Raw genomic sequence first — 26,363 nt, 5'->3', positions numbered from 1 at the left:
TACCCGCACAGGGCTTTAGTGGAGTCGTCGAGCCGCGAAATCGACAAAGCTGCACCACCCGGCCACGGGCACGGCGATAACACGGCCACGCCTATTGTGCGACGAACGTATGTGTACCACTTCTGGATCGCGAGCTGCTTCCATGCAGTCGGTATCTTCGCTGGTACTGGATGAGCCCTTTGCCCAGCGCCTGCCGTTCTCGTCTATCTCCACGACAGTGGGTTCGTTCCTCGACGCCATGCGCAGACTCCCTCCATGGCGGGGAGTCTGCGCATGGCATGGCGGTGCCCCGCAGGCCCCCGACTCGACCGTACGTGGTGAAGGCTAGGTCTTCTGGGCGCGGGTGAGCTAGGGCCGACAGGGCTAACCCGATCGCCGGTGTTGACAAATGCGCGACAACCGGTGATCTGCGGCAGGTCTTGCTGGCGCTACACCAGGGTGTTCTTACCTTCCCATTTGTCCAACCGAATCGCCATGTGCTCTAGTTGGGCGAACGCCTCGATGTACTCGCTGATCCGGTTGGCGTCCCGCCGGATTATCGAGTCCCGGAGCGGCCCCTGGATCAGGACGGCCGATTCCACGTCGTCATCGGCGTACCCCACGGGTGTCTCGAGCACCGTGTAGGACCCCTGCATCGCCTTGTGGGAGCCGCTGGTGAAGGGAATCACCGAGATCGAGACATTGGGCCGGTCGTTCAACTCGAACAGCCTGCGGTACTGCGCCGACATGAGCTCCGGGGGGCCGAGGACCCTGCGCAGGGTGGACTCGTCGAGAATGTAGACGAACTCCCGCTTCTCGTCGTCGAGGATGTGCTGCCTGCGCAACCGGATCTTGATGGTCTGCTCGATCCAGGTCGACTCGCCGGGATAACTCGAGATGACGGCGCGGACCACGTCCTCGGTCTGCAGCATGCCGGGGACGATATGGCCCTGGTACTGCCGGATCAGCGTCGCGACGTCCTCAAGTTCGATGAGTTGGATGAGGGCGGGCGAGAGGTCCTTGGTGTGCTGTTCCCACCAACGGCTCTCGGAGCGCTTGCGGGCGAGGTCGAGCAGGTCGTCGACGACCTCTCGATCCGAGATGCCGTAGTGGTGCAGCAGCGCGCGCAGGTCGGTGATCGACACCCCGACCGCGCCCTGTTCAATTCTGACCACTTTGGACAGTGACCATTCGAGTGCGTCCGCTACCTGCCGTTGGGAGAAACCCGCACTGGTGCGGGCATGGCGGAGCTCGAGACGGAGTTTGCGCTGTGGGGGTCCCGAACCCCGGATGTCGGACACGTGCGACCTCCCAAAACGTCGCTCGACATGTCATGCTGCTACATGTCGAACCTGAGCAAGCTTACCGATGCTAGTCGGCAGCTAGTCATCTATCGGCTGATGCCGCAAAGCTATCGTACTTCAGCTCAAGCGCTGTGCAGGGGGCGGTTTCTCAGCCTGTCGTGTGAAGGAGTGGCCGTATGTGTGCTGCTGCCGAGGACTCCGGGGAAACCTGGCCGCGCGATCGCCGGGTCTGTGTCGTGCTCCGGACCCGCACGGATCTCAGCCGGGTGCTCGACGTGCTGCGCGCCATTGACGGCGACGACCGGCTGGCCATTTTCTGGACCGTCAACGAGGGTTCCCAGTTCGGCGGAAAGTTGCGCGATCCGTTAGCGCTGTTGGATGTGCGGCTGATTGACTGGGAGATCGCCCGTACCATGGAGTTCAACCTGGTGATCGCCGCGCACACCGATGACGCCCTCGGCGAACTGCTCGGCCCGGTCGCCACCATGGCGCACGGAACGGGCTACAACCGTCGCGTTTTGTACCGGACGCTCGACCTTGACGCGCCGGTCGGACTGTCCACCGCGGAACTCGTGCGCGACGGTGTCATCGTCGCGGCGGCGATCGGGCTGTCCTGCGAGTCGCAGGTGGAGCAGCTCTCCCGGGCGAACCCGAGTGCGATGCCGTTCGCGTTCCAGATGGGGGACCCCACCTGGGACAGGATGTTGGCGAACCTCGGCTCACGGGACCTGATCCGCCACCGCCTCGGCGTGACGCCTGGGCAGAAGCTGGTGGGCATCAGCTCGACCTGGGGGCACGACTCGACCATCGGGTACGACCCCCGGCTGGTGAACCGAGTCCTGGCGGCGCTACCGCACGACGAGTACCGAGTCGTATTGATCTTGCATCCCAATGTGTGGACGCTGCACTCCGGCTTCTCGGTGCGGGGGCTGCTCAGCGCCGCGTCCGAGGCGGGGTTGATCACGGTCATGCCGACCTCCGACTGGCCTGCCGCGCTGATCGCCACGGACGCGTTCATCGGTGACCACGGCTCGGTGTCGGTGTACGCCGCCGCGCTCGGTCGACCATTTCTGTTCGCGGGTAGGGGAGATGACGAACTGGTGAAGGGTTCGACCACGCTGGACTTCGTCCGAGCCGCTCGCCCGCTCGATCCCGCTGTGGACCTGCGCGACCAGATCGTCGACGTCATGGCGACCTACGCGGCCTCCGGTGTCACCGAGGTCGCCCGGCAGGCGATGGGCAACTCCGGTGAATCCCTGCGGCTGCTCCAGGCGCGCTTCTACGAGCTCATGGCGCTCGACCCGCCCGCCCAGGTCCCGCACCCGCGGCGCTACGCCCCGTTGGAGGTCGAACGGGACGAGCGCGGGGTGACCTCCTTCCTCTCCCGGATGTCGCTCACCATCGGACCCGACTGCGCGGTCACGGTGTCGGTCGAGCGGCACCCCGCGGCACTGGCTGAGCACCACCGGCCCGTGGACGACGACAGGGCACCGGTGTTGGTCGTGGACGAGCACGAGTCCAACCGGGACCTCAGGAACACGGCGGAGGTCCGGGTGCGCAGCGACGACAACGACGCGGACACGGTGTGGGCGTGGATCGCCGGCACCGTGCGCGATTCGCAGTGCTTTCTCGCCGCCGGTGTCCACGGCTCGCGGCTGCTCGTGGGGACCCGCCTGGGCGGGCGGTGGGAGGTCCGGCGCACAGCGGGCGCGCCCGTCGACTCGGCGGCGGTCGCCGCGGCCGTCTACCACCTCGCGGTCGAGCCTGGCTGTGTGATGACCGCGCTGGAGGTCCAGGTCGGTGGAGCGTGCTCGACTCTCGCGATCACCCAGGTGTCGGCCGACGCGCACTCGCCTTGACCCAGTGCATTGGCCTGACCTGACGGCACTTGCCCTGAGCCTGCTCGACTACCGCCCGGGCTCGGTGGTCTCGGTGAGCGAGGCCAACCGCTCGGCGATCCTGGTCGACTCGGGTGCCTCCGCGCCCAGCACCGCCACCAGCCGCCGCAGCGCCTCGACCTCCTTGGCCCGCAGGCCGCGCTCGCGTGCCGTCGTCGCCGCGCGTTCGAGGAACGGTCGCGCGGACTCGGGCAGGTCCAGTTCTTGGTAGGCGGCGCCGAGCACGAGGTCGACGCGGGCGGCGGTGGTGTCGTCGCCCAACTCATCGGTGATGCGCGCGGCCCGGCCGAGCAGGTCGATCGCCCGCAGCGGCTCCCGTGCCCGGACCAGGACGTCCGCCAGGTGGTAGAGCTGCAACGCGGTCCCGCGTTCGTCGGCAACCTCCTCGTTGATCGAGAGCGACTCCTCGAACTCCGCCGCCGCGCCCGGGAAGTCGCCGCGCTCGCGGCGCACGACCCCGCGCGACTCCCGCACGACCGCCACCGCCCGCGGCTCGTCCGACCGCCGCGCCGCGACCAGCGCCAACTCCAATTGACCGTCCGCTTGGTCGAACTCGCGCAGCTCGACATAAGCGCGCGCCAGCTGGTTGCGCATCCGGGCCTCGGCGACGTCGTCGCGCAGGAGCAACGCCGCCCGCACGCCCGCGAGGTGGGCCTCGATCCAGTCCGTGTAGTACTTCAGGCCGTGGTAGAGCGGCCACAGCGCCTCGCAGAGCGCCAACACCGTGGTGGCGTCACCCCTGCCGTCCGCGGTGCGGACCGTCTCGAGCAGGTTCTGCCGCTCGCTCTCCCACCAGTCGACCGCGGTCGACGGGGTGAACTCCGGCCCGCCCCAGTCGACGGTGGCGTGGTCGCAGGACCGCCAGCGCGCGCCGCCCATCATGGCCAGGTCGGCCGCGCGCGCCCCGGCCAGGTACCAGGACGTGATCCGGTCGAGAATGGTGTCCCGTTCCGCCCTGGGCTCGTCCTGGTCGGCGACGGCTCGCGCGTGCAGCCGCACCAGGTCGTGGAAGCGGAACCGGTGCGGGCGGACGCCCTCGACGAGGTTGGCCTCGAAGAGGTGGTCGAGCGCGTCGGCGGTGTCGGTCTCCGAGAACCCGGCGACCGTCGCCGCGGCCGCGACGCTGAACTCGGCGCCCGGGTGCAGCCCCAGCCTGCGGTAGAGCGTGCGCGGCCGGGGCTGGAGGTTGTCGACGGTCGCGTCGAACACGTGTCGCACGGTGTGTCCTCCCACGGCTAGGCGGCGGAGCCGGTGCTTCTCATCGGACAGGTACTCGCGGAGCCTGCGCACGGGCCACCTGGTCGCCTCGGTCAACCGGGCGCCCGCGATGCGCAACGCCAGCGGGAGGCCGCCGCAGAGGTCGATCAGCGCGCCGACCTCCTCGCGGGGCAGTGCCACGCGGACCTCGGCGGGGACCTGGTCGACGAGCAGGCGGTAGCTGGCATCTGTGTCGAGCGGGCGCAGCGCCAGGGCGCTCGCACCCTCGACGAGCAGGCCGCTGAGCCGGTGCTGACTGGTCACCAGGACGACGCTGTCGGGTGAACCGGGCACGAACGGTCTGACCTGCGCGGCTTGATCGGCGTTGTCCAGCACCACCAGCACCGGTTCGGCCGCGGTCCTGGTGCGGAACAGCGCGGCGCGGCTCGCCAGGTCAGGCGGGATGAGCTGCTCGTGCACGCCGAGCGCTCGGAGGAACCCGCCCATCACCTCCACCGTCGCCACAGCGCCACGACCCCGGTGCAGTGAGAGGTCGCTGAACAGCTGCCCGCCGGTGAACCGCGACCGGTTCGACCACGCCCACTGCGTGGTGACCGCCGTCTTGCCGACTCCGCTGATGCCGCTCACCACCAGCACACTCGGCCGGTGCGCCCGCCCGGTCGGGCTGGCCCCCTTGTCCAGCACGGCCAGTTCGCGTTCGCGCGCCATGACCTCGCAGATCGGCGCGGGCACCTGCCGCGGCGGCAGCACCCGATCGGTCGCGTCCGACCTGCCGACCACCAGCAGGTCGACCCGGTCGGCTTGGACCAGGGTGCCGAACACGGCACCGGGGAGCTGGTTGGTCGAGTGGCCCAGCGCGCGGGCGTGTCGTGGGCGGCGCGCCCCGCCCGCGGGGTCGAGCGGCTCGATGGACATCGAAGTTCCCCCGGACGGGTCGGGTTCCTCCAGATGGAGAATCCAGTCTCTCAGCTGATCTCCGGAAATGCCAGGATACCGGCAGCGACACCCCGGGATGGCGGCAATGTCCGATGCCGGCGGGTATGCGGCAAGAGGCAAAAGGTTGACACAGTCGCGCTGTTGTCGGGTGCCAGAACCGACCTGCCATCGGACCTGGACCGATCCGGTCACCACCCGTGTCCTGGGTTGCTCCAACCAGGAGGTGTATCGCTCAAGCCCGACCCGGGCGAGTGTGCCTCCTCCGTCTGTTGTGGACATCGGGTGAGTGGTGCGGCGGTGCCGCGCGGGTGAGGTCGACCTGCATTGATTTCTTATTTATTGACTATTTTGATGGGAATTGGAACTCGGGTCGGATAAACGCGCCGGGGTGGGACGGCGAGCGGCAATCCGGGCGCCGAGGGCTTGGCGGTGGACGACGCGCCGAGGGTGTGGTATCTGTTAGATATATCTGGCAGAGAGGGTGGCTGTGGCGCGGAAGAGTCAGACGGAGGTGGCGGTGTTGGGGGCGTTGAGCGTGGCGCCGATGACGGGGTATGCGGTGCGGGAGGCGATCAGGGATGTGCTGGGGCACTTCTGGAGTGAGAGCTTCGGGCAGATCTACCCGACGCTGGCTGGGTTGGAGGGGCGGGGGCTGGTGCGGCGGGAGGACCGGGCGGCGCCGTTTGAGTTGACTGGGGCGGGGCGGGTGAGGTTGCGGGAGTTGTTGTCCGAGCCGGTGCAGCGGGTGCCGCCGCGCAACGGGTTGATGTTGCGGTTGTTCTTCGGTCGGCAGCTCGGGCCGGACGCGTGTCGGGAGCTGCTGCTGGGGGCCAGGGCCGATGCCGAGCAGCAACTGGCCGGGTTCGCCGCGCTGAAGGCCGCCGTCGCCGCGGAGGGCGGGCCGGACTCTCCGTACTCGCTGATCACCATCTCCGCGGGTGAGCACACCGCCCGAGCGGCGTTGGCCTGGGCCGAGGAATCTCTCGCCGCCCTGCCCGCGATCGCCCAGCCTGACACCGCCGTGGCCGAACCGGCCCAGCCCAAGACCGGTCTGCCTGAGACCGCCCAGTCCGTGACTACCGAAGCCGCGACCACCCAGCCCGAGACTGCCCAGTCCGAGACTGATCTGCCCGGAGGAGAGCAATGAGCCGCAAGAGGTCCACCGTCGTCGCTGCTGCTATGTGTGCGGTGGTGTCCGCGTTCCAGTTCGCCTTGGCCGCGGGTGCGCCGTTTGGTCGGGCTGCCTGGGGTGGCACGGCCGCCGAGTTGTCCACCGGGCTTCGGGTGGCCAGCGGTGTCGCCGTGGTTCTGTGGGCGTTTGCGGCGGTGGTGCTGCTGCGGCGCGGGGGCCTGATCGCCCAGTTGCCCGAGCAGGTGGCGCGAAGGGGCAGTTGGGTGGTCGTGGCCCTGCTCGCCGCGGGTGCGTTGATGAATGCCGCTTCCAGCAGCCCTTGGGAGCGCTACGGCTGGGCGCCGTTCATCCTGGTGCACTTGGTGCTGAGCATCCGGGTGGCGACCAGTCCGGTCGGTCAGAGGACGGCGTAGGCGCGGACCGGGAACGTGCCGAAGTCGACCACCGGCGGCGGGACCGCGTGGAAGCGGAAGCCTGCGGCGGGCAGTTGCTCCAACCCGCGCAGGTGTTCGACGACCGGGATGCCCGCGGCGAGCAGGGTGGTGTGCACCGGGCGGTGCGGGCCGTCGGTGGCGTCGATGTTGAGGCTGTCGATGCCGACCAGCGCGGCGCCCTGCGCGACCAGCCAGTCGGCGGCGTCGGCGGTCAGGTGCGGGTGGTCGTGGAAGTACCCGTCGGTGCCCCAGTTGGCGTCGAAGCCGGTGTGCACCAGCACGGCCCTGCCCGCCACGTCGAACGGCAGCAGCGCCGCCCGGTCGACCGCGCGCCGACCGTCCCCGGCGACCCGGACCACGACCGCGTCCAGGTCGGCCAACCGCTCCAGCGGCAGGCCCGCGAGGTCGGTGCCGTCGGCGTAGCGGTGGAACGGGCTGTCCACGTAGGTGCCCGTGTTCGCGACCAGGGTGATCCGGCCGATGGTGAACTCGGTGCCCGGCCCGTAGACCGACCGGGACGCCTCGCGGCTGAGGTGGTCGCTGATCTCCGGCCCGGGGACGCCGGGGTAGGTGACCATGCCTTCGCGGATCGGGTGGCTCAGGTCGACCAGCCGTGCCGTCGGGCGGGCCACCTCGACGCCGCGGGAGCCCTTGTGCGGTTCGGCGATCATCCGCCGGTTCGCCACCGCCACCTCGCCGACCATCAGCAGCCCGAGGTGGCGCACCAGGGACTCGCCGGTCTCGGCGTCGGACAGCTCGGGGCCGGGGGAGTCCAGCCGGAACCCCCGCACGCTCAGCGAGCCGCCGTTGCGGAAGGCCACCTCGGCGTCGAACTCGACGCGCCACTGCTCTATCACGGTCAAGACCGTAGCGCCTTCACCCTCTACTTGAGACTGGGTTTCGCGTACCCTAACCCTCGACTAGAGGTTGAGTCTTGGCCCTGACCTGCGCGGCGTCCCCTCACCGGGGTCTCAGGTGGGTGCCCGTACGCTGACCGCGTGGTCGCCCCCGCCATCTCACCCGAGCCAGAGGTCACCGGCTCCGCCGCCCGGCCGAGAGCCTGGGTGGCGGCGCGCGCGCTCGCCGCCGTCGGCGCGGGCGCGCTGGTGTACCTCAGCTTCCCGCCGCGCACCCTGTGGTGGCTGGCCCCGGTCGGGTTCGCCGTGCTCGGGTGGCTGCTGCACGGGCGCCGCCCCCGGGCCGCCCTCGGCTACGGCTTCCTGTTCGGCATGGGCCTGATGACGCCGCTGCTGGCCTGGACCGGGATCTTCGTCGGCGCCGTCGCGTGGCTGCCGCTCAGCGCACTGGAGGCGCTGCTGGTCGGCGTGCCGTGCATGGCGATCCCACTGGTCACGCGGTTACGCGGCGGCCTCGTCCTCGCGGCGCTGGTCTGGGTCGCGGGGGAGTACCTGCGGTCGCTGTTCCCGTTCGGCGGCTTCCCCTGGGCCAAGATCGCGTTCAGCCAGCCGGAAGGCCCCTTCCTGCACCTTGCCGCGTTAGGCGGCACCCCGCTGGTCGCGTTCGCCGTCGCCCTCACCGGCCTCGGACTCGGTGACCTGGCCCGCCGCGCCGCCGCCCGCGAGACCGCCCCCAGGCTGCTCGCCGTGCCCGCGCTCGCCGTGGTCATCCCGCTGGTCGCCGCGTTCGCCACCGGCCCCCTGGTCGGCACCGACGCCGACGCGGGCGAGGTGACCGTCGCCGCCGTCCAGGGCAACGTGCCGCGCGCCGGGCTCGACTTCAACGCCCAGCGCCGCGCCGTGCTCGACAACCACGTCCGGCGCACCGAGCAGCTCGCCGCCGACGTCCGCTCCGGCGCCGTCGCCCAGCCCGACCTGGTCATCTGGCCGGAGAACGCCTCCGACATCGACCCGCTGCGCAACCGCGACGCCTACCAGCTCATCGACAGGGCGGCCAAGGACATCGGCGCCCCCATCGCGCTGGGGGCCGTGGTCGTCGGCGACGACAAGCTCCCGCGCAACACGGTGATCCTCTGGGACCCCCAGCGCGGCCCCGTCGACACCTACACCAAGCGCCAGTTGCAGCCCTTCGGCGAGACGATGCCGATGCGCTCGTTCTTCCGGCTCTTCACCAGCGCCGTCGACCGCGCGGGCAACTTCGTGCCCGGTGACAAGGCCACCGTGTTCGCCATGGACGAGGCCAGGGTCGCCCTGGTCACCTGCTACGAGGTCGCCTTCGACGGCGTCGTGCGCGACTCGGTGCGCAACGGCTCGAACCTGCTCGCGGTACCGACCAACAACGCCACGTTCGGCCGCAGCGAGATGACCTACCAGCAGCTGGCGATGGACCGGGTCCGCGCCGTGGAGCACGGCCGCGCGGTGGTCGTCGCGGCCACCAGCGGGGTGTCGGCGATCGTGCGGCCGGACGGCTCGGTGAGCAGGAGCACCGACCTGTTCACCCCTGCCGCGCTGGTCGAGCGCGTGCCGCTGCGGACGGCCACTACCATTGCGGACCGATTGGGTGCCTGGCCCGAACGGGTCATGGTCGTCATCGCGCTCGCCGCGCTGGTCGTGGCCGTGGCGCGGGCCAGACGCGACCAGGTGAAGTGACGGGGAGAGGAAACGCATGGATCAGCCGCAGGGCCAAGGGCAGCTGCAACCGGTGCTGGTGGTGATCCCGACCTACAACGAGCGGGAGAACCTGGAGCCGATCGTGCGCCGCCTGCACGCGGCGCTGCCCGACGTCCACGTGCTGGTGGTCGACGACGGCAGCCCGGACGGCACCGGTGACCTCGCCGACGAGCTCTCCGCCGCCGACACCCGCGTCAACGTGCTGCACCGCACCGAGAAGGCGGGCCTCGGCGCCGCCTACACCGCGGGCTTCGGGTGGGCGCTGGAGCGCGACTACGCCGTCATCGTCGAGATGGACGCCGACGGCTCGCACGCCCCGGAGGACCTGCCGCGCCTGCTGGCCGCGCTGCCCGACGCCGACCTGGTGCTCGGCTCGCGCTACGTCCCCGGCGGCAAGGTCGTCAACTGGCCGTGGCACCGCGAGTTCCTCTCCAAGGGCGGCAACCTCTACGCCCGCCTCGCCCTCGGCGCCAAGCCCAAGGACATCACCGGCGGCTTCCGCGCGTTCCGCCGCGAGGTCCTGGAGAAGCTCAAGCTGCACACCGTCGCCTCCCAGGGCTACTGCTTCCAGATCGACCTGGCCTGGCGCACCATCGAGGCGGGCTTCACCGTCGTCGAGGTCCCCATCACCTTCGCCGAGCGCGAGCGCGGCGAGTCCAAGATGAGCGGCAACATCGTCCGCGAGGCGTACATCCGGGTCACCAAGTGGGGCCTGCGCCGCCGCGGGTCGCAGCTCAAGTCCCTGTTCGTCCGCAAGGGCTAGTCCACGGTCCCCACCGGTACGCGCCCCCGTCCCGGGGCGCGCTATAGCCCTGCCCTGACGGCGCCCCTTGTCCCCTATGGCGCCGACCTGTCCTCGTGAACGCCGCGCTCCATGTCTGAGGCCGCCTGGAGCCGCCGCGCCCTTGTGGACGCCCCTGCGCTGGCGTTGGTTGTGTTCGGTGCGTGCTGACCAGGGCGCTGACCTGCGGAAACGGGGCGTCCGCGCGGTGTCGCGCGTCGCGTCGCGCTGAGCAGCCCCCGATGTACAGCCTTCCAGTGCGGGCCGACAGCGGCTGCCGGGAGTGGGCGCGCCTGTGGATGGGCTGGCGGTTGTGGACAACCGGCGGGTCGTGACCTGCCCAGCTCTCTAGCCCCCGTGTGCCCGACCAGGGATGAGTGACGGCCGCCCGGTGGGGGTACCGGGCGGCCGTCTGTGGGGGAGGTCGGTCAGGCGCTGCGGCTGCGGCGGCCGCGGAGCTCGGTGAGGCGCTCGGTGAGCAGGTCCTCGAGCTCGGCGATCGTGCGCCGCTCCAGGAGCATGTCCCAGTGGGTGCGCGGGGGCTTGACCTTCTTCGGCTCGGGGTCCGACCCGTCGATCATCTTGGACTCGGCGCCGTGCAGGCGGCACTCCCAGACCGAGGGGACCTCGGCGTCGTCGCTGAACGGCACCTCGAAGTCGTGGCCCTTCGGGCACGCGTACCGGACCGTACGGCGGGGGGCCAGGTCGTGGTTGCGGTCAGTCTCGTAGCTGACCGCACCTAGCCTGCTACCACGGAGAACACGGTCGGCCATAGCGGTGTCCTTTCACTGGGCCCGCCGGGACGGGCCAGGGTGTTGCTTACCCAGAGCAACGGGTGAACCGAGAAAAGGATTCCCGTTCCGCCCGCCGCCATCGCTCAGGGTGACATGCTTCACCCGTCAACAACAGCATCCTCCTAAGAGATGCCACGTCTCCGGGATTGTGACGCGCGATCGCGAGAACGACGTCGACATCTCACCCACTCGGGGGATGCTATCCACACCGGGGCGGATCAGGCGAACGCGAGTTGCCCTTGCACACCGGAGGTGGTCCCGAGGTCCCCGAGGCGGAAGTGGCGCCTGCAGAGCACCTGATAACGGACCGTAGCCCCTACGGTTCCCGAGCCACTGACGATCTCGTCACCCTCCGTCGTCGACTGGCCTGTCTCCGTGTCGGCCGTGTCCGCTGTGTCCGCCACCAGCACCGTGTCCCCCTCCCGCACCACCTGCCCCGCCACCACCCGCGCGTTGAACCTGGCGGGCAGCCCGCACCAGCACAGCACGTCCACCTGCACCGGCCGCAGCTCGTCGGCCAGCTCCACCAGCCGCGACGCCCCCGGGAACAGCCTGCCCCGGAAGTCGGTGGCGATCCCGAAGCAGTACACGTCCACCTGGTAGTCGTCGGCGAGCTCGGCCAGCTGGTCGACCTGCGCCGGGGTGAGGAACTGGGCCTCGTCCACGATGAGGTAGTCCACCCGCTGCCCGGCCGACCACCGTGCGCGCACCAGCCCGCGCAGGTCCGCCGCGGCCGACACCTCGACCGCGGGCCGGGTGATGCCGATCCGGCTGCTGATCTGCGGCCTGCCGGAGCGGTCCATCCTGACCAGCAGCACCCCCACCCGGCCCTGCCTGGCGTGGTTGTGGTCGACCTGCAGGGCGAGGGTGGACTTCCCGCAGTCCATCGGCCCGTAGTAGAAGCGCAGGTGCCCGGTGACCGGGGTGGCCCGCCGCGCCCCCGCGGCTGGCACCGCGGACAGGGCGTCGGTCGGGTCGGACTGGGGATCAGGGGAGTCGGGCTGCACGGGCGGCAACCCTAGAGCACCCGGCTCACAGCAGGGCGGGCTCCGGGTTGCCCGCCGCCCGGATGGCCCTGCGGACCGGCACGAAGTACATGAGCACCAGGCCCACGGCGAAGAAGACCACCAGCGAGATGATCGCGTACCGGTAGGAGCCGGTGTTGCTCGCCATCACCGCGAACAGCAGCGGGCCGAGCCACGACGTCGCCCGCTCGCCCATCTCGTACACCGAGAAGTACTGGGCCTCCTTGCCCGGGGGCACCAGCTGGCTGAACAGCGACCGCGACAGCGCGTTCGTGCCGCCGAGCACCAGCCCGATGCCGCCCGCGAGCAGGTAGAACTGGGTCGCCTGCCCGGCCTGCACGAAGTAGGCGGCGCCGATCACCACGACCCACACCGCCAGGCTGCCCATGATCGTCTTCTTCGCCCCGACCCTGCGCGCGACCAGGCCGTGCAGCACGCCGCCGAAGAACGCCACGAACTGCACGATGAGGATCGTGGTGATCAGCACGTCCGCCTCGAACTTGAGCTCCTCGCGGCCGTACTGGGCGGAGACGTTGGCGACGGTGGCGATGCCGTCGGTGTAGATCAGGTACGTGCCCAGGAACGCCAGCGTCAGCGGGTACGCCCGCGCCTCGCGCAGCGTCGTGCGCAGCTCGCGGAAGCCCGCGGTCAGCACGGAGCCCCGCGCCGCGTCGCCCTGCGGCCGGTCGTGGTGCCCGCGCAGCCGCTTGAGCGGGATGATCGTGAACAGCGCCCACCAGATGCCGGAGAGCACGAACGCGATCTGCGCGGCGTTGCCGGAGGTGATGCCGAAGCTGTCCCGGAACAGGTAGATCACCAGCTGGATGGCCAGCGCGCAGCCGCCGCCCAGGTAGCCGAACGCCCAGCCGCGCGCGGAGAGCCCGTCGCGCTCGTCGGCGGTGCTGATCTCGGTCAGGTACGAGTAGTAGACGACCACCGAGGTGCCGTAGCCGATGTTGCCGAGGATGAACAGCACCACCCCCAGCTCCCAGTTCGTGCCGCTGACCAGCGCCATCGCCACCGTGGCCAGCGAGCCGCCGAACGCGAACGCGGCCAGCATCGGCTTCTTGTTCGTCGAGCGGTCCGCGATCGCGCCCATCAGCGGCACCACCAGCACCTGGATCACGGTCGCGATCGAGAGCAGGTAGCCCCAGAGCGAGCCCGCGGGGAAGTCCAGGCCGAACAGGCTGATGTCGCAGCTCTGCAGCTTGTCGGTGTTGCCCGCGCCGTCAGCCGGGCAGGGGTTGGGGCCGTTGAGCGTCTTGTCGGCCATCGCGGCCGATGCGGCTACCTCGGTGAGGTAGAGCGAACCGAAGACGGTCGTGACGGACGTGGGGAACACGGAGTTCGCCCAGTCGTACCAACACCACCCCCGCTGCTCCCGTTTCCTGGCCTCGGCTGTCTGGCTGTCGTCCACCGTGCTCAAGACCGCCTCCGTGCGGGGAACTGCCGTCAGGGGTAACGCCGATCACGCAGGCGGCAGCGTACTTGCCCGGCCTGGCCTGCGGATCGGTCGAGTCCAAACAGACACCCGGCCAGCGGGGTCACGCCTCGCGGACGACGCCGGTCGCGATCCCGGTCAACGTGGACAGCGTGAACCCGCCGTGCTCGGCGACCACGTCCCGGACCCGGCTCTCCGCCACCGAGGCCAACAGGTCCCAGGTGACCCCCGCGGTGTCCGGCCGCTCCGCCCGCAGCAGCGCGAGGACCTGCGCGGTGTCGAGGGTCGTGCTGCCGCGCACGGGGGTGACGGTGACGTCGGCGAGGTGGCGCTGCATCCAGGCCCGCGCGTGGTCGAGGGGGAACCGCTCGTCGATGTCCAGCAGCGGTGGCGGGTCGACCACCCCGCAGTCGCGCGCCGCCGTCGCCCACACCCCGCGCAGCTCCCGGCGGTGCGCCAGCGCGTTCGCGGCGATCACCACCCGACCACCGCCGCCCACGACCCGCGCGAACCCGGCGATCGCGGCGTCGAGGTCCTCGACCTCCCGCAGCGCGTGCACCGCCACCACCGCCTCGGCCCCGGCGTCGACCAGCGGCAACGCGTCGGTCGCCGCCCGCACCACCGACCCGACCGCGACCACGGGCCCGCGAGCGCGCAACGCCGACAGGACGTCCCGGTCCTCGCCGACCAGGACGGTCACCCCGGACCCCACCGGCCCGAGAGCGGCCACGATCGCGGTCACCAGGTCCACCGGCTCACCCGCCGTGGCCGTCCCCAGTGCTGTCGTCGTACCGGTGTCCGTCGCGGGTGGGGTGCTCACCCGGCAAGGATGCCCGGTCCCCGCCCATTTCGGGAGCACCAAGAGCCGATTGACCCCCGCGCCGTAGTGACCTTCACCGCCCGGACCACCCCCGCCGGGGTGTCCGCCCGTCTACGGCGGTGGACTTTCGGCCGCCGGGTAGCCCGGCCGCCAAGGGCGCCGGTGCTCAGGCGTGCTGCCAGAGGTCGCGTTCGAGGAGCACGTCCTTGAGCACGCCCGGTTTGTCGGTCATCAGGCCGTCGACGCCCAGGTCGAGCAGGGTGCGCATCTCGGCGGGGTCGTCGATGGTCCAGACGTGGACCTCGGCCGCACGGCGCTTCGCCGCGGCGATCAGGGCGGCGTCGACGACGCGCAGCGGGCCGTGGCGGACCGGGACCTGGGCGACGAGGGGTCGTGGCCCAGGCCGCAGGAGCGCCGAGGGCAACCGCCTGGCCGCCCAGAAGCCGACCATCGCGCGCATGCCCATCGAGGTCAGCACCCCCGGACCGGCCTGCTTGCGGATCCGGGCCAGCCGCCCCTCGGAGAACGACGCCAGGCACACCCGGTCGGCCGCGCCCGTGCGGCGCAGCAGCGCCAGCACCGGGGCGATCGCCGACTCGGCTTTCACGTCGATGTTGATCCGCGCGTCCGGCAGTTCCTCCAGCAGGTCGGCCAGCGCGCTGACCGGCTCGACGCCGTTGATCTTCGCCTGGGAGACCACCCGCCACGGCTTGGCGGCCACGGGGCCGGTCGCGTCGGTGGTGCGGTCCAGGGTGCTGTCGTGGTGCACGACGACGACGCCGTCGCTGGTGGCGTGGACGTCGGTCTCCAGGTACGTGAAGCCCTCCGCGGCGGCGCGGCGGAACGCCGTGAGCGAGTTCTCCATGCCCGCGAGGTCGCCGTAGTGCCAGCCGCGGTGGACGAACGCGCGCGGATAGGGGCCTTCGAGGAAGCCGTGGCGGGGCGGTGACGTGGGGCTCACGCCTCGAGTGTGCCCCAGCGGCGTGGCGCGGCGGTGCACTCCGGGTGTCCGGATAGCGTCACCGGCCATGTCCTCGACCACAGCCCAGGCCGCGGCGGCAGACCCCTTCACCCCCGGCAGGCGCCGACCCGGTCGGGCTAACCCGTGTGGGTGGTGCGGGGCGCAACTGCCGGACGAGACCGGCACCGGCCGCCGTCGCCGGTACTGCGCCCAAGCGTGCAGGCAGCGGGCCTACGAGCGGCGCACCGCGGTCCAGCGCGGCGGGTTGCCCGAGGACGCGGTGGTCCTGTCCACCGCCGAGTTCGCCGACCTGCAGGATCGGCTCTTCCAGCTGCGCTGCGCCGCCGAGGACGTGCTCACCGCGGCCGAGGACGGCGCCACCCCCGCTGAGCTGGGTGAACTCGCCGAGCGGGTGCGCGAGGGCGCGAAAGGGCTTGAGCGCCTGCGCTGAACATCACCGGTCCACTACGCTTCGTGCTCGTGTCCCCACGAGAACGGGTGAGGGGTTGGGGTGATGAGTGACACCGAGTGTGACAGCGTTCACCAGTCAGTGACCGAGGTCGCGGTCGCGGCTCCCCACGCCGGGGGCGCGGACCCGGGGTCGGCCATCGCCGAGAGTACCGGCAGCGTCGCCGACAGTGCCGACCGCGTCCCGGACAACTCGGACACCGAGCCCGGCCCCCCGAACGGCACCGCGCTCAACGGCACGGCCCAGGACCACGCCGCCCAGGACAACACCGTGGCCGAGACCCCGGACCAGACCCAGGGCGAGGCAGCGGACGAGGCCCCCGACGACCTGGTCGGCGCCGACATCGCCGCGGTGCTGGCGACCACCGACACCGCCTTCGCGCTCACCGACCACCGCGGCCACATCAGCTGGCTCAACCCCGCGATGTCCGCCCTGCTCGGCCTGACCGCCGAGCAGAGCATCGGCCGGGCGCTGACCGCGTTGCTCGCGGGCGCCCCGGACGGCCCGCGCGGCACCGACGTGGTGGTGTCCATCCCGCTGCCCGAGGGCGCCGGGCACCGCTGGCTGGAGATCCGCTGCACCCAGGCCCGCCAGGGCAGGCTGCTCTACCGGGTGTCCGACGTGTCCCGCTGGCGCGCCCGCGAGCTCGACGCCGCTGGCCTGGCCGGGCACCAGGACGAGCTGCTGCGCATGGTCGACGAGGACCCGCTCACCGGGCTGCCCAACCGGCGCGCGCTGACCAGGGAGCTGGAGCGGCAACTGGCGCTGGGCGCGCGCGGGGCGTTCCTCTTGCTCGACCTCGACCACTTCAAGGACATCAACGACCTGCACGGCCACCCCACCGGCGACCGGGTCATGTGCACCCTCGCCTCGCTCTTACGCGACCGCCTCGGCGGAGTGCGGGGTCAGGTGCTGGGCAGGCTCTCCGGCGACGAGTTCGCCGCCGTGCTTGCCGACACCGACGAGCGCGAGGCCGTGGCGGTCGCCGACCGGCTGCGCAACGCCATCGCCGCGATCCCGATGAGCGGGGTCGCCGGGGCCAGCCGGATCACCGTCAGCGTCGGCATCGCGACGTTCGACTCCGGCGTGGGCTGGCAGGAGGTGCTGGCCAACGCCGACATGGCGCTCTACGCGTCGAAGGCGGCAGGCCGCAACCGGGTCACCGTGTACGAGCAGGGCCACTACAAGGACACCGCGCTGCGGGTCACCGTCATCGAGCGGGTCCGCGCGGCGCTCAAGCACGGCGGGTTCGTGCTCAACGCGATGCCGATGGTGAAGCTGGGCAGCGGCCGGGTGATCGGCCACGAGCTGCTGCTGCGGCTGGAGGACGGCCGCGAGCCCCGGCTGGGCCCGGGGGAGTTCCTGCTCGCCGCCGAGCGCAGCGACCTGGTCTTCGAGATCGACCGGTGGGTGGCCGACAAGGCCATCGAGGCGCTGGTCGAGCACCCGTACCCGGGGCTGCGGTTCAACGTCAACGTCTCCGGTCGGACGCTGGAGGACGAGGGCTTCGGCGGGTTCGTGCTCGACCGGCTGACCGCGGCTGGCGTGGCCCCGGGCAGGCTCGGCTTCGAGATCACCGAGACCGCCGCGGTGACCAACCTCGACGCCGCGCGCAGCCTGGCCCAGCAGCTGCGCGCCAGCGGCTGCCGGATCACCCTGGACGACTTCGGTTCCGGCTTCGGCTCGTTCGTGCACCTCAAGCAGTTGCCCATCACCGGACTGAAGATCGACGGCGAGTTCATCCACGGCATCGACTACGGCAGCCGCGACACCGTCCTGGTGCAGGGCATCGTCGACATCGCCCGCGGCCTCGGGCTGTCCGTGGTCGCCGAGTGGGTCGAGCGCGCCACCCAGGTCGAGGCGCTGTCGCGGCTGGGGGTCCGGGTCGCCCAGGGCTTCCACCTCGGTGAGCCGGAGCCGCTCGACGCGCTGCTGGCCCGCCCGCACGGGGCGTGGATGCGCAGGCCGACGCTGATGACCGACTCGACCGTCGCCGCCCAGACCAGGGACCGCCCGTAGCCTTGCCCCCGGCAACCTGGTCGAGGGGGAGGACGGCACATGTCAGCGCTGGGGATCGTCGAGCTGCGCCGGTACACGCTGCACCCGGGGCGGCGCGACGAGTTGGTCGAGCTGTTCGAGCGCGAGTTCGTCGACTCGCAGGCCGCGGTCGGGATGCCGATCCTGGGCACCTTCCGCAGGCCGTCCGCGCCGGAGGAGTTCGTCTGGCTGCGCGCCTTCCCGGACCTGGCCGGGCGCGGGCCGTCGCTGACCGCGTTCTACTCGGGACCGGTGTGGGCCGAGCACAGCGCCGCGGCCAACGCGACCATGGTGGACTTCCGGGACGTGCTGCTGCTGCGGCCGGTGCGCGGGTCCTTCCCGGAGCCCCGCGACCAGGCGGGTCCGGTGCGGATCAGCGTCCACCACTTCGACGGTCCGGCGGACGACCTGGCTGGTGCGGGCGTCGACCCGCTGGTGCTGGCCACCCACCCCGGGCCGAACGAGTTCCCGGCGTTGCCGGTCCGCGAGGGTGAGCAGGTGCTCGTCACCGTCTCCCTGGACACCGCCATCCCGCCGACCCCCGAGGCATGGGCGCGGCGCGCGGTCCGCGAGCCCGAGCACCTGTTCCTTGAACCGACCGCGACTTCCCGGCTTCGGTGAGAATGGGGATGTAGAGAACTCGGCGGCGGCTTCGTCATGGGGTCGACAGCGGCCGACGGCGCCGCGCGGAACCCACCGGAGTCCACTGTGAAGTACCTGCTGCTGATGCAGATCAACAACGCCGTCCTGGACGCGCTGACCGAGCAGGAGCGCGAGGTCGTGATGACCGGGCACCAGGCGTTCATCAAGACCATCCAGGAGTCGGGGGAGATGATCAGCACCCACGCGCTCGGCGACCCGGGCACCAGCGTCACGGTGACCTCCCGCGGCGGTGAGACGGTGGTGACCGACGGGCCGTTCGTCGAGGCCAAGGAGTACATGGGCGGCTACTACCTGGTCGACTGCGAGAGCAAGGAGCGCGCGGTCGAGCTGGCGCGGATGATCCCGGACAGCCGCATCGATGGCCTCGCGGTCGAGGTGCGGCCGGTGATGTTCTCCGCCGGGTCGGACATGTGAGCGGGGCCGTCGAGGACCTGCTGCGCGAGTGCGCGCCGCGGGTCCTCGGGGTACTCGTGCGCCACCACGGCCGCTTCGACGCCTGCGAGGACGCCGTGCAGGAGGCCATGCTCGCCGCGGCGACGACCTGGCCGCGCGAGGGCGTGCCGGACAACCCGACGGGCTGGCTGGTCACCACCGCGGGCCGCAAGCTCACCGACCACTGGCGGGCCGAGAACGCCCGCCGCCGCCGCGAGGACGTCGTCGCCGCGCAGGCCGGGCTGGTGGCGCCCGAGGCCGTGGCGGTCGACGACACGCTGGAGCTGTTCTTCCTCTGCTGCCACCCGGACCTCAGCGCGCCGTCCCAGGTCGCGCTGACGCTGCGCGCGGTCGGTGGCCTCACCACGGCCCAGATCGCCGCCGCGTTCCTGGTCCCCGAGGCGACCATGGCCCAGCGCATCAGCCGGGCCAAGTCCCGCCTGCGCGGCGCGGGCTTCCCCCGCGGTGCCGACCGCTCCCGCGTCGCCGCCGTCCTGCACGTGCTGTACCTGATCTTCACCGAGGGCCACACCGCCACCTCCGGCCCCGACCTCAACCGCGCCGACCTGACCACCGAGGCCATCCGCCTCACCCGCATGGCCCACCGCCTGCTGCCCGACGACGGCGAGGTCACCGGGCTGCTGGCGCTCATGCTGCTCACGGAGTCCCGCCGCGCCGCCAGGACCGCCGCGGACGGCGCGATGATCCCGCTGGCCGCCCAGGACCGCTCGCTGTGGGACCGCGCCCTCATCGGCGAGGGCCTCGCCCTGGTGACCGACACCCTGTCCCGGGCACCGCTCGGCCCGTACCAGCTCCAGTCGGCCATCGCCGCCGTCCACGCCGACTCGGTCGCCGGGGACACGGACTGGGCGCAGATCCTGGTGCTCTACGACATCCTCGAGCGCATCGCGCCGAACCCGGTGGTGACGCTCAACCGCGCGGTGGCCGTGTCGGAGGTGTCGGGGCCCGCCGCGGGGTTGGCGTTGGTGGACTCGCTGGTGGGGGACAAGCGGATCGGCGGGCACCACCGGGTGGCGGCCGTGCGGGCGCACCTGCTGGAGCTGCTGGGCGATCTCGACGGAGCCCGGGACGCCTTCCGGACCGCCGCCCGGGGCACCCTGAGCCTGCCGGAACGCCGCTACCTGGAGAGCCGTGCCGACCAGCTCAGCGGGAGCCGATGACGATGGTGGCGTAGCGGTCGGGGCAGGTCAGGACAGTGGCGGTGAAGCCTGCGGCGGCGAAGAGGGCCACCGAGGTGGCTGACTGCTCGTCGCTGGTCTCGACCAGCAGGTGGCCGGTCGGGCGGAGCCAGTCGGCGGCACCCTCGGCGAGGGCCCGCTGGACGTCGAGGCCGTCCGAGCCGCCGTTGAGGGCGGTGTGGGGTTCGTGCAGGCGGGCCTCGGGTGGCATGTGGGCGATCTCGGCGGTCGGCACGTAGGGCACGTTGGCGACGACGACGTCGATCCCGCCGCGCAGGTGGGCAGGCAGGGCGTCGTACATGCTGCCCTCGTGCACCTGCGCTCGCGGCAGGTTCTGACGAGCGCAGGCGAGGGCGACCGGGTCGATGTCCGCGGCGTGCAGCTCGACCCCGGGGACCGCCGCCGACACCGCGGCCCCGATCGCACCGCAGCCGCAGCACAGGTCCACCACGACCGACCCGGCCCGAGCCAACCCCGCAGCCTGCTCGGCCAGGAACTCGGTCCGCCGCCGCGGCACGAACACCCCGGGCGCGACCACGACCCGCGCGCCCGCGAACTCCGCCCACCCGAGCAGGTGCTCCAACGGCCGCCCGTCGACCCTGGCCGCCACCAGGTCCGCCAGCTCCCCGGCGGACCCCGCGGCCTCGGTCAACAACCGGGCCTCGTCCTCCGCGAACACACACCCGGCGGCCCGCAACCTGGCCACCACGTCGTCGATCACCACGTCATCAACCACCACGGCAAGACCTTCCACCCACCCACAACCGGCCCAGGACCCTACCGCTCCCCGGAACACGGCCCGGTGGTCATGCGGGGTAGTGCGGCTCCAGGCCCTGCCAGTGGGCGAGGGCGGTGATCTCGCGGGTGACCGCCGCCGTCACGGTCTTGGTGAACGGGCTGTCCTGGTGGATGGCGTCGACCACCAGCAAGCCCGCCTCGCGGTCGGCGGTGGCGTCGAGCTTCCCGACCAGGCGGTCGCCGTGCAGGATCGGGAGGGCGTAGTAGCCCCAGCGGCGCTTGGCGGCGGGCTTGTAGATCTCCAGTTGGTAGTCGAAGCCGAAGATCTCCAGGGCGCGGGCCCGGTCGTGCACCAGCCGGTCGAACGGGGACAGCAGGGCGGTGCGACCGGTGAACGGCCGGTCGAGCAGCTCGGGGTCGACCCGCCACTCGCCGCGGACGCCGTCGATCACCGCGGGTTCACCGGCCTGGCCGACCACCGCGGGCTCCACCGGGCACTCCGGACCCTTGGACCGGGCCACCCCCAGCGCGCGCAGGCGGCGGCGGTCGCGTTCGAGCTCGGCCTCCGGCGACGGGACGACGGGGTCGTCGCGGTAGACGCGGGAAGCCAGGTCCCACAACCGGTCCCGGCCCTTGCGCCCCGCGACGGCGACCTCACCGCGCTGCACCAGGAACTCCAGCATCTGGGTGACGTTCTTGTTGTTCGTCCACCCCGTCGACCCCCACGACCGCACGCACGTGTCCGGGAACTCCCGCGACGGCAGCGGGCCCTCCGCGCGCAGCCTGTCCAGGATCTCCCGGCGGCAGCGGTCGTTGGTCTCCACCCAGCGCCTGCGGAACTCCTGCCACTCGCTCAGGCCCTCACCCCGCACCCGCCGATCCATGTCCGCCCGGTACAGGGCCATGTCCGCCGCCGGGCGCACGAACGCCCGCAGCTCGACCAGCTCGCCCACGTCCAACGCCGCGCGCAGGTCGGCGGGGGAGTGGGCCGACCCGAGCCTGCTCCACGCCACCAGGTCGGCGCTGGGCGCGACCGCGTTCGTCGGGTCCAGCTGCAGCAGGGTCAGCCCGCGCACCACCTCGAGCAGGTCGGTCGGCCGGTCCCGGGTCAACAGCTGCGCCGACACCGCGACCCGACGGGCGTCGCGCTGGGAGAGTCGGTGAACCATGCCCGGCAGGGTAGTTCCAGTTCGGCCTGGTGGCCCGGGCGTCATCCACAAGGGACGCGAGACCCCCGCCGATCCGGATTCGTGTCGTGCCCGCACCCGAATCGCGGTCATCCCGTCATCGGCCGGGTCGCTGGGCCGAACGAGTGGATCACGCGCCCGGGCGGTCACGGTCGCGTCACGCTCGTCCTGCGCGGGTCGACCCGAGTCGATATTCGGCTGAACGGTCGCTTCGGAAGGGGTGCGGTGCGCGGGCGAGATGTGCTGCTGGAGATCGCGAGCACGCTGATCGTGCGAGGTGGTCGGGCGGCTGCCGGGGCACCGCCCACGCTCCTGGTCACCGGTGTGGGGGGTTCCGGGCGCTCGGCGCTGCTCGCCGAGATCGCCCGCAGGCTCGGCGACCAGCCGCACGTGCTGGTGGACCGGGCCGACGTGGTCCGGGTCGGGCAGCGGCCGACCGTGGTCGACCTGCTCACCTCGGTGGTCCTGCGGCTGGTCGGCCAGGACTCGCGGCGCTGGCAGTTCCCCCGGTTCACCGTCGGCAAGGTCGTCGCCGAGATGACCCTGCCGAGCGAGCGGCCGGAGGACCAGGTCAGGCGCGGCCTCGAGGGGGACGCCGACGTCCTGGCCAGGCAGGTCCGCGCCTCCATGGGCACCCTGCCCGACGTCGGCGCCGCGGTCGACGCGCTGGTCCGCGGCCTCGGCGGGCGCGGAACCCGCAAGGCCGCGCGCGAGTGGTACGGCCACCGCGACAGCGGCCACCCCGGCGACTGGGCCGGTGAGCTCGTGGTGCTCAACCAGACCAGCAAGTTCGGCGGCCGCGCGGGTCGGGCCGCCTACCACCGGGTCCTCGTCGCCGCGTTCCTCGCCGACACCCGCGACGCCGCCTCCGCCAAGACCGTCGACCCGGTGATCCTGCTGGACAACGCCGAACGCGAGGTGGCCGTCGAGTTCCTCAAGGCGGTGCGCGACGCGCGGTTCACCCCGGGCGGCCGCCGGGAACCGGACCGGTGCGTGGTGATCGCCGCGGGCGCGCCTACCCTGCCGGACAAGCTGTCCGCCACCGCCGAACTGTCCGAACAGGACGCCGTGGACCTGGTGCGCGGCGGCACATACCCCGGCGTGGGACCGTGGTTGCCGGTGGCGTTGCGAGATCTCACCGAGCTGGAGGCCCACGCGCTCGCGGGCGACCTGAACGTCCCGGTCCTGCAACGGCACCGCGTCGTGCGGCTGGTCCACGACGTCACCCGCGGCCACCCCGGCGGCACGCGGCAGCTGATCCTGGCGGCCAACCACATCGACCCGGCCACCGCGTGCCCCGAGGCCATGCTCACCGCCCGGCTGTCCACGAGCGACCCCAGGTCGGTCGCCGACCAGGTGCTCGACCAGTTCCTCGACGGCGTCCCCGGCCCGCTGCGCGAGGACCTGGTCACCTGCGCGCCCGCCAGGAACTTCGCCGAGGCCAACAAGATCCTCGGGACCGACCACGTGAAGACCCGGTTCGAGGACCGGGAACCGTTGGTGTCGAACGCGTTCTGGGCGCCACGCGACGCACCCGAACCGGTCGACGGCGATCCGCCGGACCCGGACACCCTCCGGGCCATGCACCCGCTGCTCCGATTGCTGTTGCTGCGCAGGCTGGCCGCGCGCACCGGGGAGACGACCTGGGACACGGTCTTCCAACTGCTCGCGCAGGACGCGACCGGCGACGACGACCTGTACCCGCTGTTCGCGCAGGGCGACATCGGCGTCGTCGCGGCCCAGCTCAAGGAGCTGCTGACCACGCTGCGCGGCCGGGAGTGGCTCGCGCTGGTCCGCGCGCTGGCCGAGTGCCCGCCGCCGCCCGCGGTCCGCGCGGTCGACGCCTACCCGGACGCCACGACCGCGGCCGTCGCCGCCGTGCTGACCGCGTGGCGGGCCAGCGTGGACCCGTGCCTGGTCGAGCGCAGGGCGGACGCCCACGGCGAGGTCGCGACCGGCATCCCCGCCCTCGCCGTCGCCGCGGGCACCGACCACGGCGAGTTCGTCTCCGTCGCCGCCCACCACCGCGACCAGGCCGAGCTCTGGCGCGACGTCACGTGCGCCGACCCGGTCGAGGAGAACTCATGACCTACCTGCTCGTCGCCCTGGCGGTACTGCTGGGGTGGGCGTGGGTGCTGCGCCTGGCCCTCGCCCAGCGCCGGGTCCAGCGCTCCGCCGCCGAGATCCGCCCCGACTCGACACTGTCGCGGCGCGGCCGGGTGCTGCTGGCGGTCGGCGTGGTGGCGCTGCCGCTGGTCGCCGTCACCACCGCCGCGCCCGTCGTGCTGTGCTTCGGCGGCGGCATCGACCTCGGGGTCACCGTCCGCGGGTGGTTCGCCAAGCCGGAGTGCGTCGGGCTCACCGACGGCGACCACAGCTTCTCCGGCGCCCTGACCGACGTCTCGGACCAGACGCGCCAGCGCTACGACGAGGTCATGACCCAGATCGGCGACCAGAACGACAACGTCACCGGCCCGCGCGTGCGCATCGGGTTCATGGCGTCGCTGACCTCGCCGCTGGCCGGTCCCCGGATCGTGCACGAGCTCGCCGGGCTCGCCCAGGCGCAGCGCGCCCTCAACGCCCAGGACGACAACCCGCAGGTCGAGTTGGTGCTCGCCAACACCGGAGCCGGGGCGGCGCACTGGGAGCCGGTGGTCGAGGACCTCATCGCGCTCGCCCAGGACGACCCGCCGCTGGTCGCGGTCGTCGGGTTGGGCCTGAGCCAGGAGGAGACCAGGCTCGCGGCCAGGCGGCTCGGCGAGGCGGGCATCCCGATGGTGTCCGATGTGGTCACCGCGGCCAAGCTCGACCCGGCGGGCGAGATCCCGAACTTCCACCGGGTCCCCTGGGCGAACCGGGTCCAGTTCGAGGCGTCCACCGGTGTGTTGCGCGCCAAGGGGATCGACACCTCGGGCGCCTTCGTGGTGCGCAACGACGACCCGGGCGACACCTACTCGCGCACCTCCGCCGAGTCGGTGCGGGACCTGCTCGGCTCGGGGGAGGACTGGACGTTCGGCGCCGCCGAGACCGACGCGGATCAGCTGAACAGGGTGCTGGGCAGCCAGTTCCGCCGCATCACCGACGCGCTGTGCCCCGTGCTGCGCACCAACCCGGCCAAGCCCGCGCTGGTGTTCTACGCGGGGCGGGCCCGGCACTTGTCGAGCCTGATGGAGAAACTGGCCGGCCGCGAGTGCGGTCAGGGCCGGGTGATCGTGGTCAGCGCCTCGGACGCGGCCATCTTCCGCATGGGCCGCACAGATCCGGTCGCCGCGACGGCCTGGGGGTACGACAAGGTGCTCGCGTCCGTCGCCGGGGGCAAGGTGTCGCTGTACTTCACCTCGCTGGCCGAGCCGGACTCGCTCGCGGGCCGCGAGCAGTTCGCCGAGCTGCGGGCCGGGTTCGCGGGCCGGGAGTCCGAACTGGACACCGGGTGGGCGGTGATGTCCTGGGACGCGCTGCACGTGGCCACCGCCTGGGCCAGGGACGCCCGCGACGAGACCAGCGACGACCCCGGTGTCTACCTGCGCCAGATGCGCGTCTCCGCCGAGAAGCGCTTCACCCGCGCCACCCCGTACCAGGGCGCGAGCGGCGACTTCTACTTCAACCCCACCACCGGCGACCGCGTCGACACCGACAACCGCACCCCCACCCTCCTGGCCCTCCACGGAGACGGCACCCTCTGCCGCCCCGACCCCAAGACCCCCACCCTCGACTGCTGACCGCCCACCACCAACCCCCTCGACCGCCGACGGAGTGCCTCTCCGCCCCTCTCGACCGCCGACCCCTCACCCCCGACTGCCGACTGACTGCCCGCTGCCGTCTCGTCTGCTGACTGCCCTCCCCACGCTCGCCTGGCGAGCGCCGAGACGCTCACCCCCGCCTGCCGACGAGCCGCCCTCTACCCTCTCGGCTGCCGACCGCCGAGCCCTCACCGTCGTCTGCCGACCGGCTCCCCCTCTGCCCTCCGTCTGCTGATTGCCTGCCCGCCCCGGTCTCGGCGGCCGACCGCCGAGACCCACCCCGTCTGCCGACCGGCTGCCATCTCCACCCTCGACTTGGTGCCCCACCTCAAACTTGTCCCGACTGCCTGCCGGTCGCCATCCCCATCCGAGCAGTTGTCCACACCCCCACCGCTCACGCGGCCCGTGGCGTCAGCCCTCCCCGATAGGCTGTACATCGGGGGCTGCTCAGCCCGGTTCGATCTTGAACCCGGGCCCCGGCCTGCTCGCTCCGCCCGCGGTCGGTGATCCGCGACACCTCCGGTGGGACCCCTGGTTGGCCCATTGTCCGAAGATCGCCAGTCGCCTAGTGTTCTGGCCGGAAACGC

23 protein-coding genes are annotated in these 26,363 nt (G+C 71.9%); 12 read left to right on the top strand and 11 right to left on the bottom strand.

Features of this window, described 5'->3' with window-relative positions:
- Positions 1-15 precede the first annotated feature (15 nt).
- Both CLV68_RS36025 and CLV68_RS17695 read right to left on the bottom strand, forming a co-directional pair.
- Entirely contained in the window at positions 16-240 is a 225-nt protein-coding gene (locus CLV68_RS36025; protein WP_121391957.1) for a DUF397 domain-containing protein, read from the bottom strand.
- 188 nt (positions 241-428) lie between these two features.
- Positions 429-1,280, bottom strand: coding sequence for a helix-turn-helix domain-containing protein (locus CLV68_RS17695; protein WP_121391956.1), 852 nt, complete (start codon positions 1,278-1,280; stop codon positions 429-431).
- A gap of 239 nt (positions 1,281-1,519) precedes the next feature.
- On the opposite strand from CLV68_RS17695, the gene CLV68_RS17690 reads away from it, so the two are divergent.
- A complete protein-coding gene (locus CLV68_RS17690) occupies positions 1,520-3,142 on the top strand; it encodes a hypothetical protein (protein WP_147460051.1) in 1,623 nt (540 codons plus the stop codon).
- Positions 3,143-3,190: 48 nt separating this feature from the next.
- Here the strand turns inward: CLV68_RS17690 and CLV68_RS17685 are convergent, their stop codons facing one another.
- Positions 3,191-5,314 (bottom strand): tetratricopeptide repeat protein, encoded by a 2,124-nt coding sequence (locus CLV68_RS17685; protein WP_121391954.1) that lies wholly within the window; start codon positions 5,312-5,314, stop codon positions 3,191-3,193.
- A gap of 502 nt (positions 5,315-5,816) precedes the next feature.
- On the opposite strand from CLV68_RS17685, the gene CLV68_RS17680 reads away from it, so the two are divergent.
- Both CLV68_RS17680 and CLV68_RS17675 read left to right on the top strand, forming a co-directional pair.
- Complete coding sequence (locus CLV68_RS17680; RefSeq protein WP_342772783.1) at positions 5,817-6,482, top strand: PadR family transcriptional regulator; 666 nt, start codon at positions 5,817-5,819, stop codon at positions 6,480-6,482.
- Positions 6,479-6,880, top strand: a complete 402-nt coding sequence (locus tag CLV68_RS17675; RefSeq protein ID WP_121391953.1) for a hypothetical protein — start codon at positions 6,479-6,481, stop codon at positions 6,878-6,880. Before CLV68_RS17680 ends, CLV68_RS17675 begins: the two co-directional genes overlap by 4 nt.
- Here CLV68_RS17675 and CLV68_RS17670 read toward each other — a convergent pair.
- Complete coding sequence (locus tag CLV68_RS17670; protein WP_246009936.1) at positions 6,865-7,758, bottom strand: cyclase family protein; 894 nt, start codon at positions 7,756-7,758, stop codon at positions 6,865-6,867. The genes CLV68_RS17675 and CLV68_RS17670 overlap by 16 nt on opposite strands.
- Before the next feature lie 141 nt (positions 7,759-7,899).
- Here CLV68_RS17670 and lnt point away from each other — a divergent pair, with 141 nt between their 5' ends.
- Together lnt and CLV68_RS17660 are read left to right on the top strand one after the other, a co-directional pair.
- On the top strand, positions 7,900-9,468 hold the full coding sequence (gene lnt, locus CLV68_RS17665) for an apolipoprotein N-acyltransferase (RefSeq protein ID WP_121391952.1): 1,569 nt from the start codon (positions 7,900-7,902) through the stop codon (positions 9,466-9,468).
- A 16-nt stretch (positions 9,469-9,484) separates the two neighbouring features.
- Positions 9,485-10,252, top strand: coding sequence for a polyprenol monophosphomannose synthase (locus CLV68_RS17660; RefSeq protein WP_121391951.1), 768 nt, complete (start codon positions 9,485-9,487; stop codon positions 10,250-10,252).
- A 446-nt stretch (positions 10,253-10,698) separates the two neighbouring features.
- Here the strand turns inward: CLV68_RS17660 and CLV68_RS17655 are convergent, their stop codons facing one another.
- From CLV68_RS17655 to CLV68_RS17635, 5 genes are all read right to left on the bottom strand, one after another.
- Complete coding sequence (locus CLV68_RS17655; RefSeq protein ID WP_092775366.1) at positions 10,699-11,043, bottom strand: RNA polymerase-binding protein RbpA; 345 nt, start codon at positions 11,041-11,043, stop codon at positions 10,699-10,701.
- A 239-nt stretch (positions 11,044-11,282) separates the two neighbouring features.
- Positions 11,283-12,071, bottom strand: a complete 789-nt coding sequence (locus CLV68_RS17650) for a thymidine kinase (protein ID WP_121391950.1) — start codon at positions 12,069-12,071, stop codon at positions 11,283-11,285.
- Between the two features lie 25 nt (positions 12,072-12,096).
- Positions 12,097-13,515: an MFS transporter gene (locus CLV68_RS17645; RefSeq protein WP_121391949.1), complete on the bottom strand. Its 1,419-nt coding sequence runs from the start codon at positions 13,513-13,515 to the stop codon at positions 12,097-12,099.
- 118 nt (positions 13,516-13,633) lie between these two features.
- Positions 13,634-14,350, bottom strand: a complete 717-nt coding sequence (locus CLV68_RS17640) for a methyltransferase domain-containing protein (protein WP_147460050.1) — start codon at positions 14,348-14,350, stop codon at positions 13,634-13,636.
- A gap of 166 nt (positions 14,351-14,516) precedes the next feature.
- The gene (locus tag CLV68_RS17635) at positions 14,517-15,311 is read right to left on the bottom strand and encodes a glycerophosphodiester phosphodiesterase family protein (protein ID WP_246009935.1); all 795 of its coding nucleotides are present in this window, start codon (positions 15,309-15,311) and stop codon (positions 14,517-14,519) included.
- A 67-nt stretch (positions 15,312-15,378) separates the two neighbouring features.
- Between CLV68_RS17635 and CLV68_RS17630 the strand changes: the two genes are divergently transcribed.
- From CLV68_RS17630 to CLV68_RS17610, 5 genes are all read left to right on the top strand, one after another.
- Entirely contained in the window at positions 15,379-15,762 is a 384-nt protein-coding gene (locus CLV68_RS17630; protein ID WP_121391946.1) for a hypothetical protein, read from the top strand.
- Between the two features lie 63 nt (positions 15,763-15,825).
- Positions 15,826-17,799, top strand: a complete 1,974-nt coding sequence (locus CLV68_RS17625; RefSeq protein ID WP_246009934.1) for a putative bifunctional diguanylate cyclase/phosphodiesterase — start codon at positions 15,826-15,828, stop codon at positions 17,797-17,799.
- Positions 17,800-17,838: 39 nt separating this feature from the next.
- Positions 17,839-18,438: an NIPSNAP family protein gene (locus CLV68_RS17620; RefSeq protein ID WP_121391945.1), complete on the top strand. Its 600-nt coding sequence runs from the start codon at positions 17,839-17,841 to the stop codon at positions 18,436-18,438.
- A gap of 87 nt (positions 18,439-18,525) precedes the next feature.
- Entirely contained in the window at positions 18,526-18,894 is a 369-nt protein-coding gene (locus CLV68_RS17615) for a YciI family protein (protein WP_121392357.1), read from the top strand.
- Positions 18,891-20,093, top strand: coding sequence for an RNA polymerase sigma factor (locus tag CLV68_RS17610; RefSeq protein WP_121391944.1), 1,203 nt, complete (start codon positions 18,891-18,893; stop codon positions 20,091-20,093). The genes CLV68_RS17615 and CLV68_RS17610 overlap by 4 nt, the downstream gene beginning before the upstream one ends.
- Here the strand turns inward: CLV68_RS17610 and CLV68_RS17605 are convergent.
- Positions 20,077-20,850, bottom strand: a complete 774-nt coding sequence (locus CLV68_RS17605) for a putative protein N(5)-glutamine methyltransferase (RefSeq protein WP_246009933.1) — start codon at positions 20,848-20,850, stop codon at positions 20,077-20,079. The two genes, CLV68_RS17610 and CLV68_RS17605, sit on opposite strands and share 17 nt — an antisense overlap.
- Before the next feature lie 67 nt (positions 20,851-20,917).
- Positions 20,918-22,018, bottom strand: coding sequence for a DNA glycosylase AlkZ-like family protein (locus CLV68_RS17600; RefSeq protein ID WP_121391943.1), 1,101 nt, complete (start codon positions 22,016-22,018; stop codon positions 20,918-20,920).
- Positions 22,019-22,261: 243 nt separating this feature from the next.
- On the opposite strand from CLV68_RS17600, the gene CLV68_RS17595 reads away from it, so the two are divergent.
- On the top strand, positions 22,262-24,124 hold the full coding sequence (locus CLV68_RS17595; RefSeq protein ID WP_147460049.1) for an ATP-binding protein: 1,863 nt from the start codon (positions 22,262-22,264) through the stop codon (positions 24,122-24,124).
- Positions 24,121-25,755 carry an ABC transporter substrate-binding protein gene (locus tag CLV68_RS34010; RefSeq protein WP_170224423.1) on the top strand — a complete coding sequence of 545 codons (1,635 nt, stop codon included), beginning with the start codon at positions 24,121-24,123 and terminating at the stop codon, positions 25,753-25,755. The genes CLV68_RS17595 and CLV68_RS34010 overlap by 4 nt, the downstream gene beginning before the upstream one ends.
- The last annotated feature ends 608 nt before the right edge of the window (positions 25,756-26,363 follow it).

This window comes from Actinokineospora cianjurensis, from assembly GCF_003663795.1.
Lineage (GTDB): Bacteria > Actinomycetota > Actinomycetes > Mycobacteriales > Pseudonocardiaceae > Actinokineospora > Actinokineospora terrae.
Note: the sequence above shows the minus strand (reverse complement) of the source record. Positions and strands in the feature narration are given on the sequence as shown.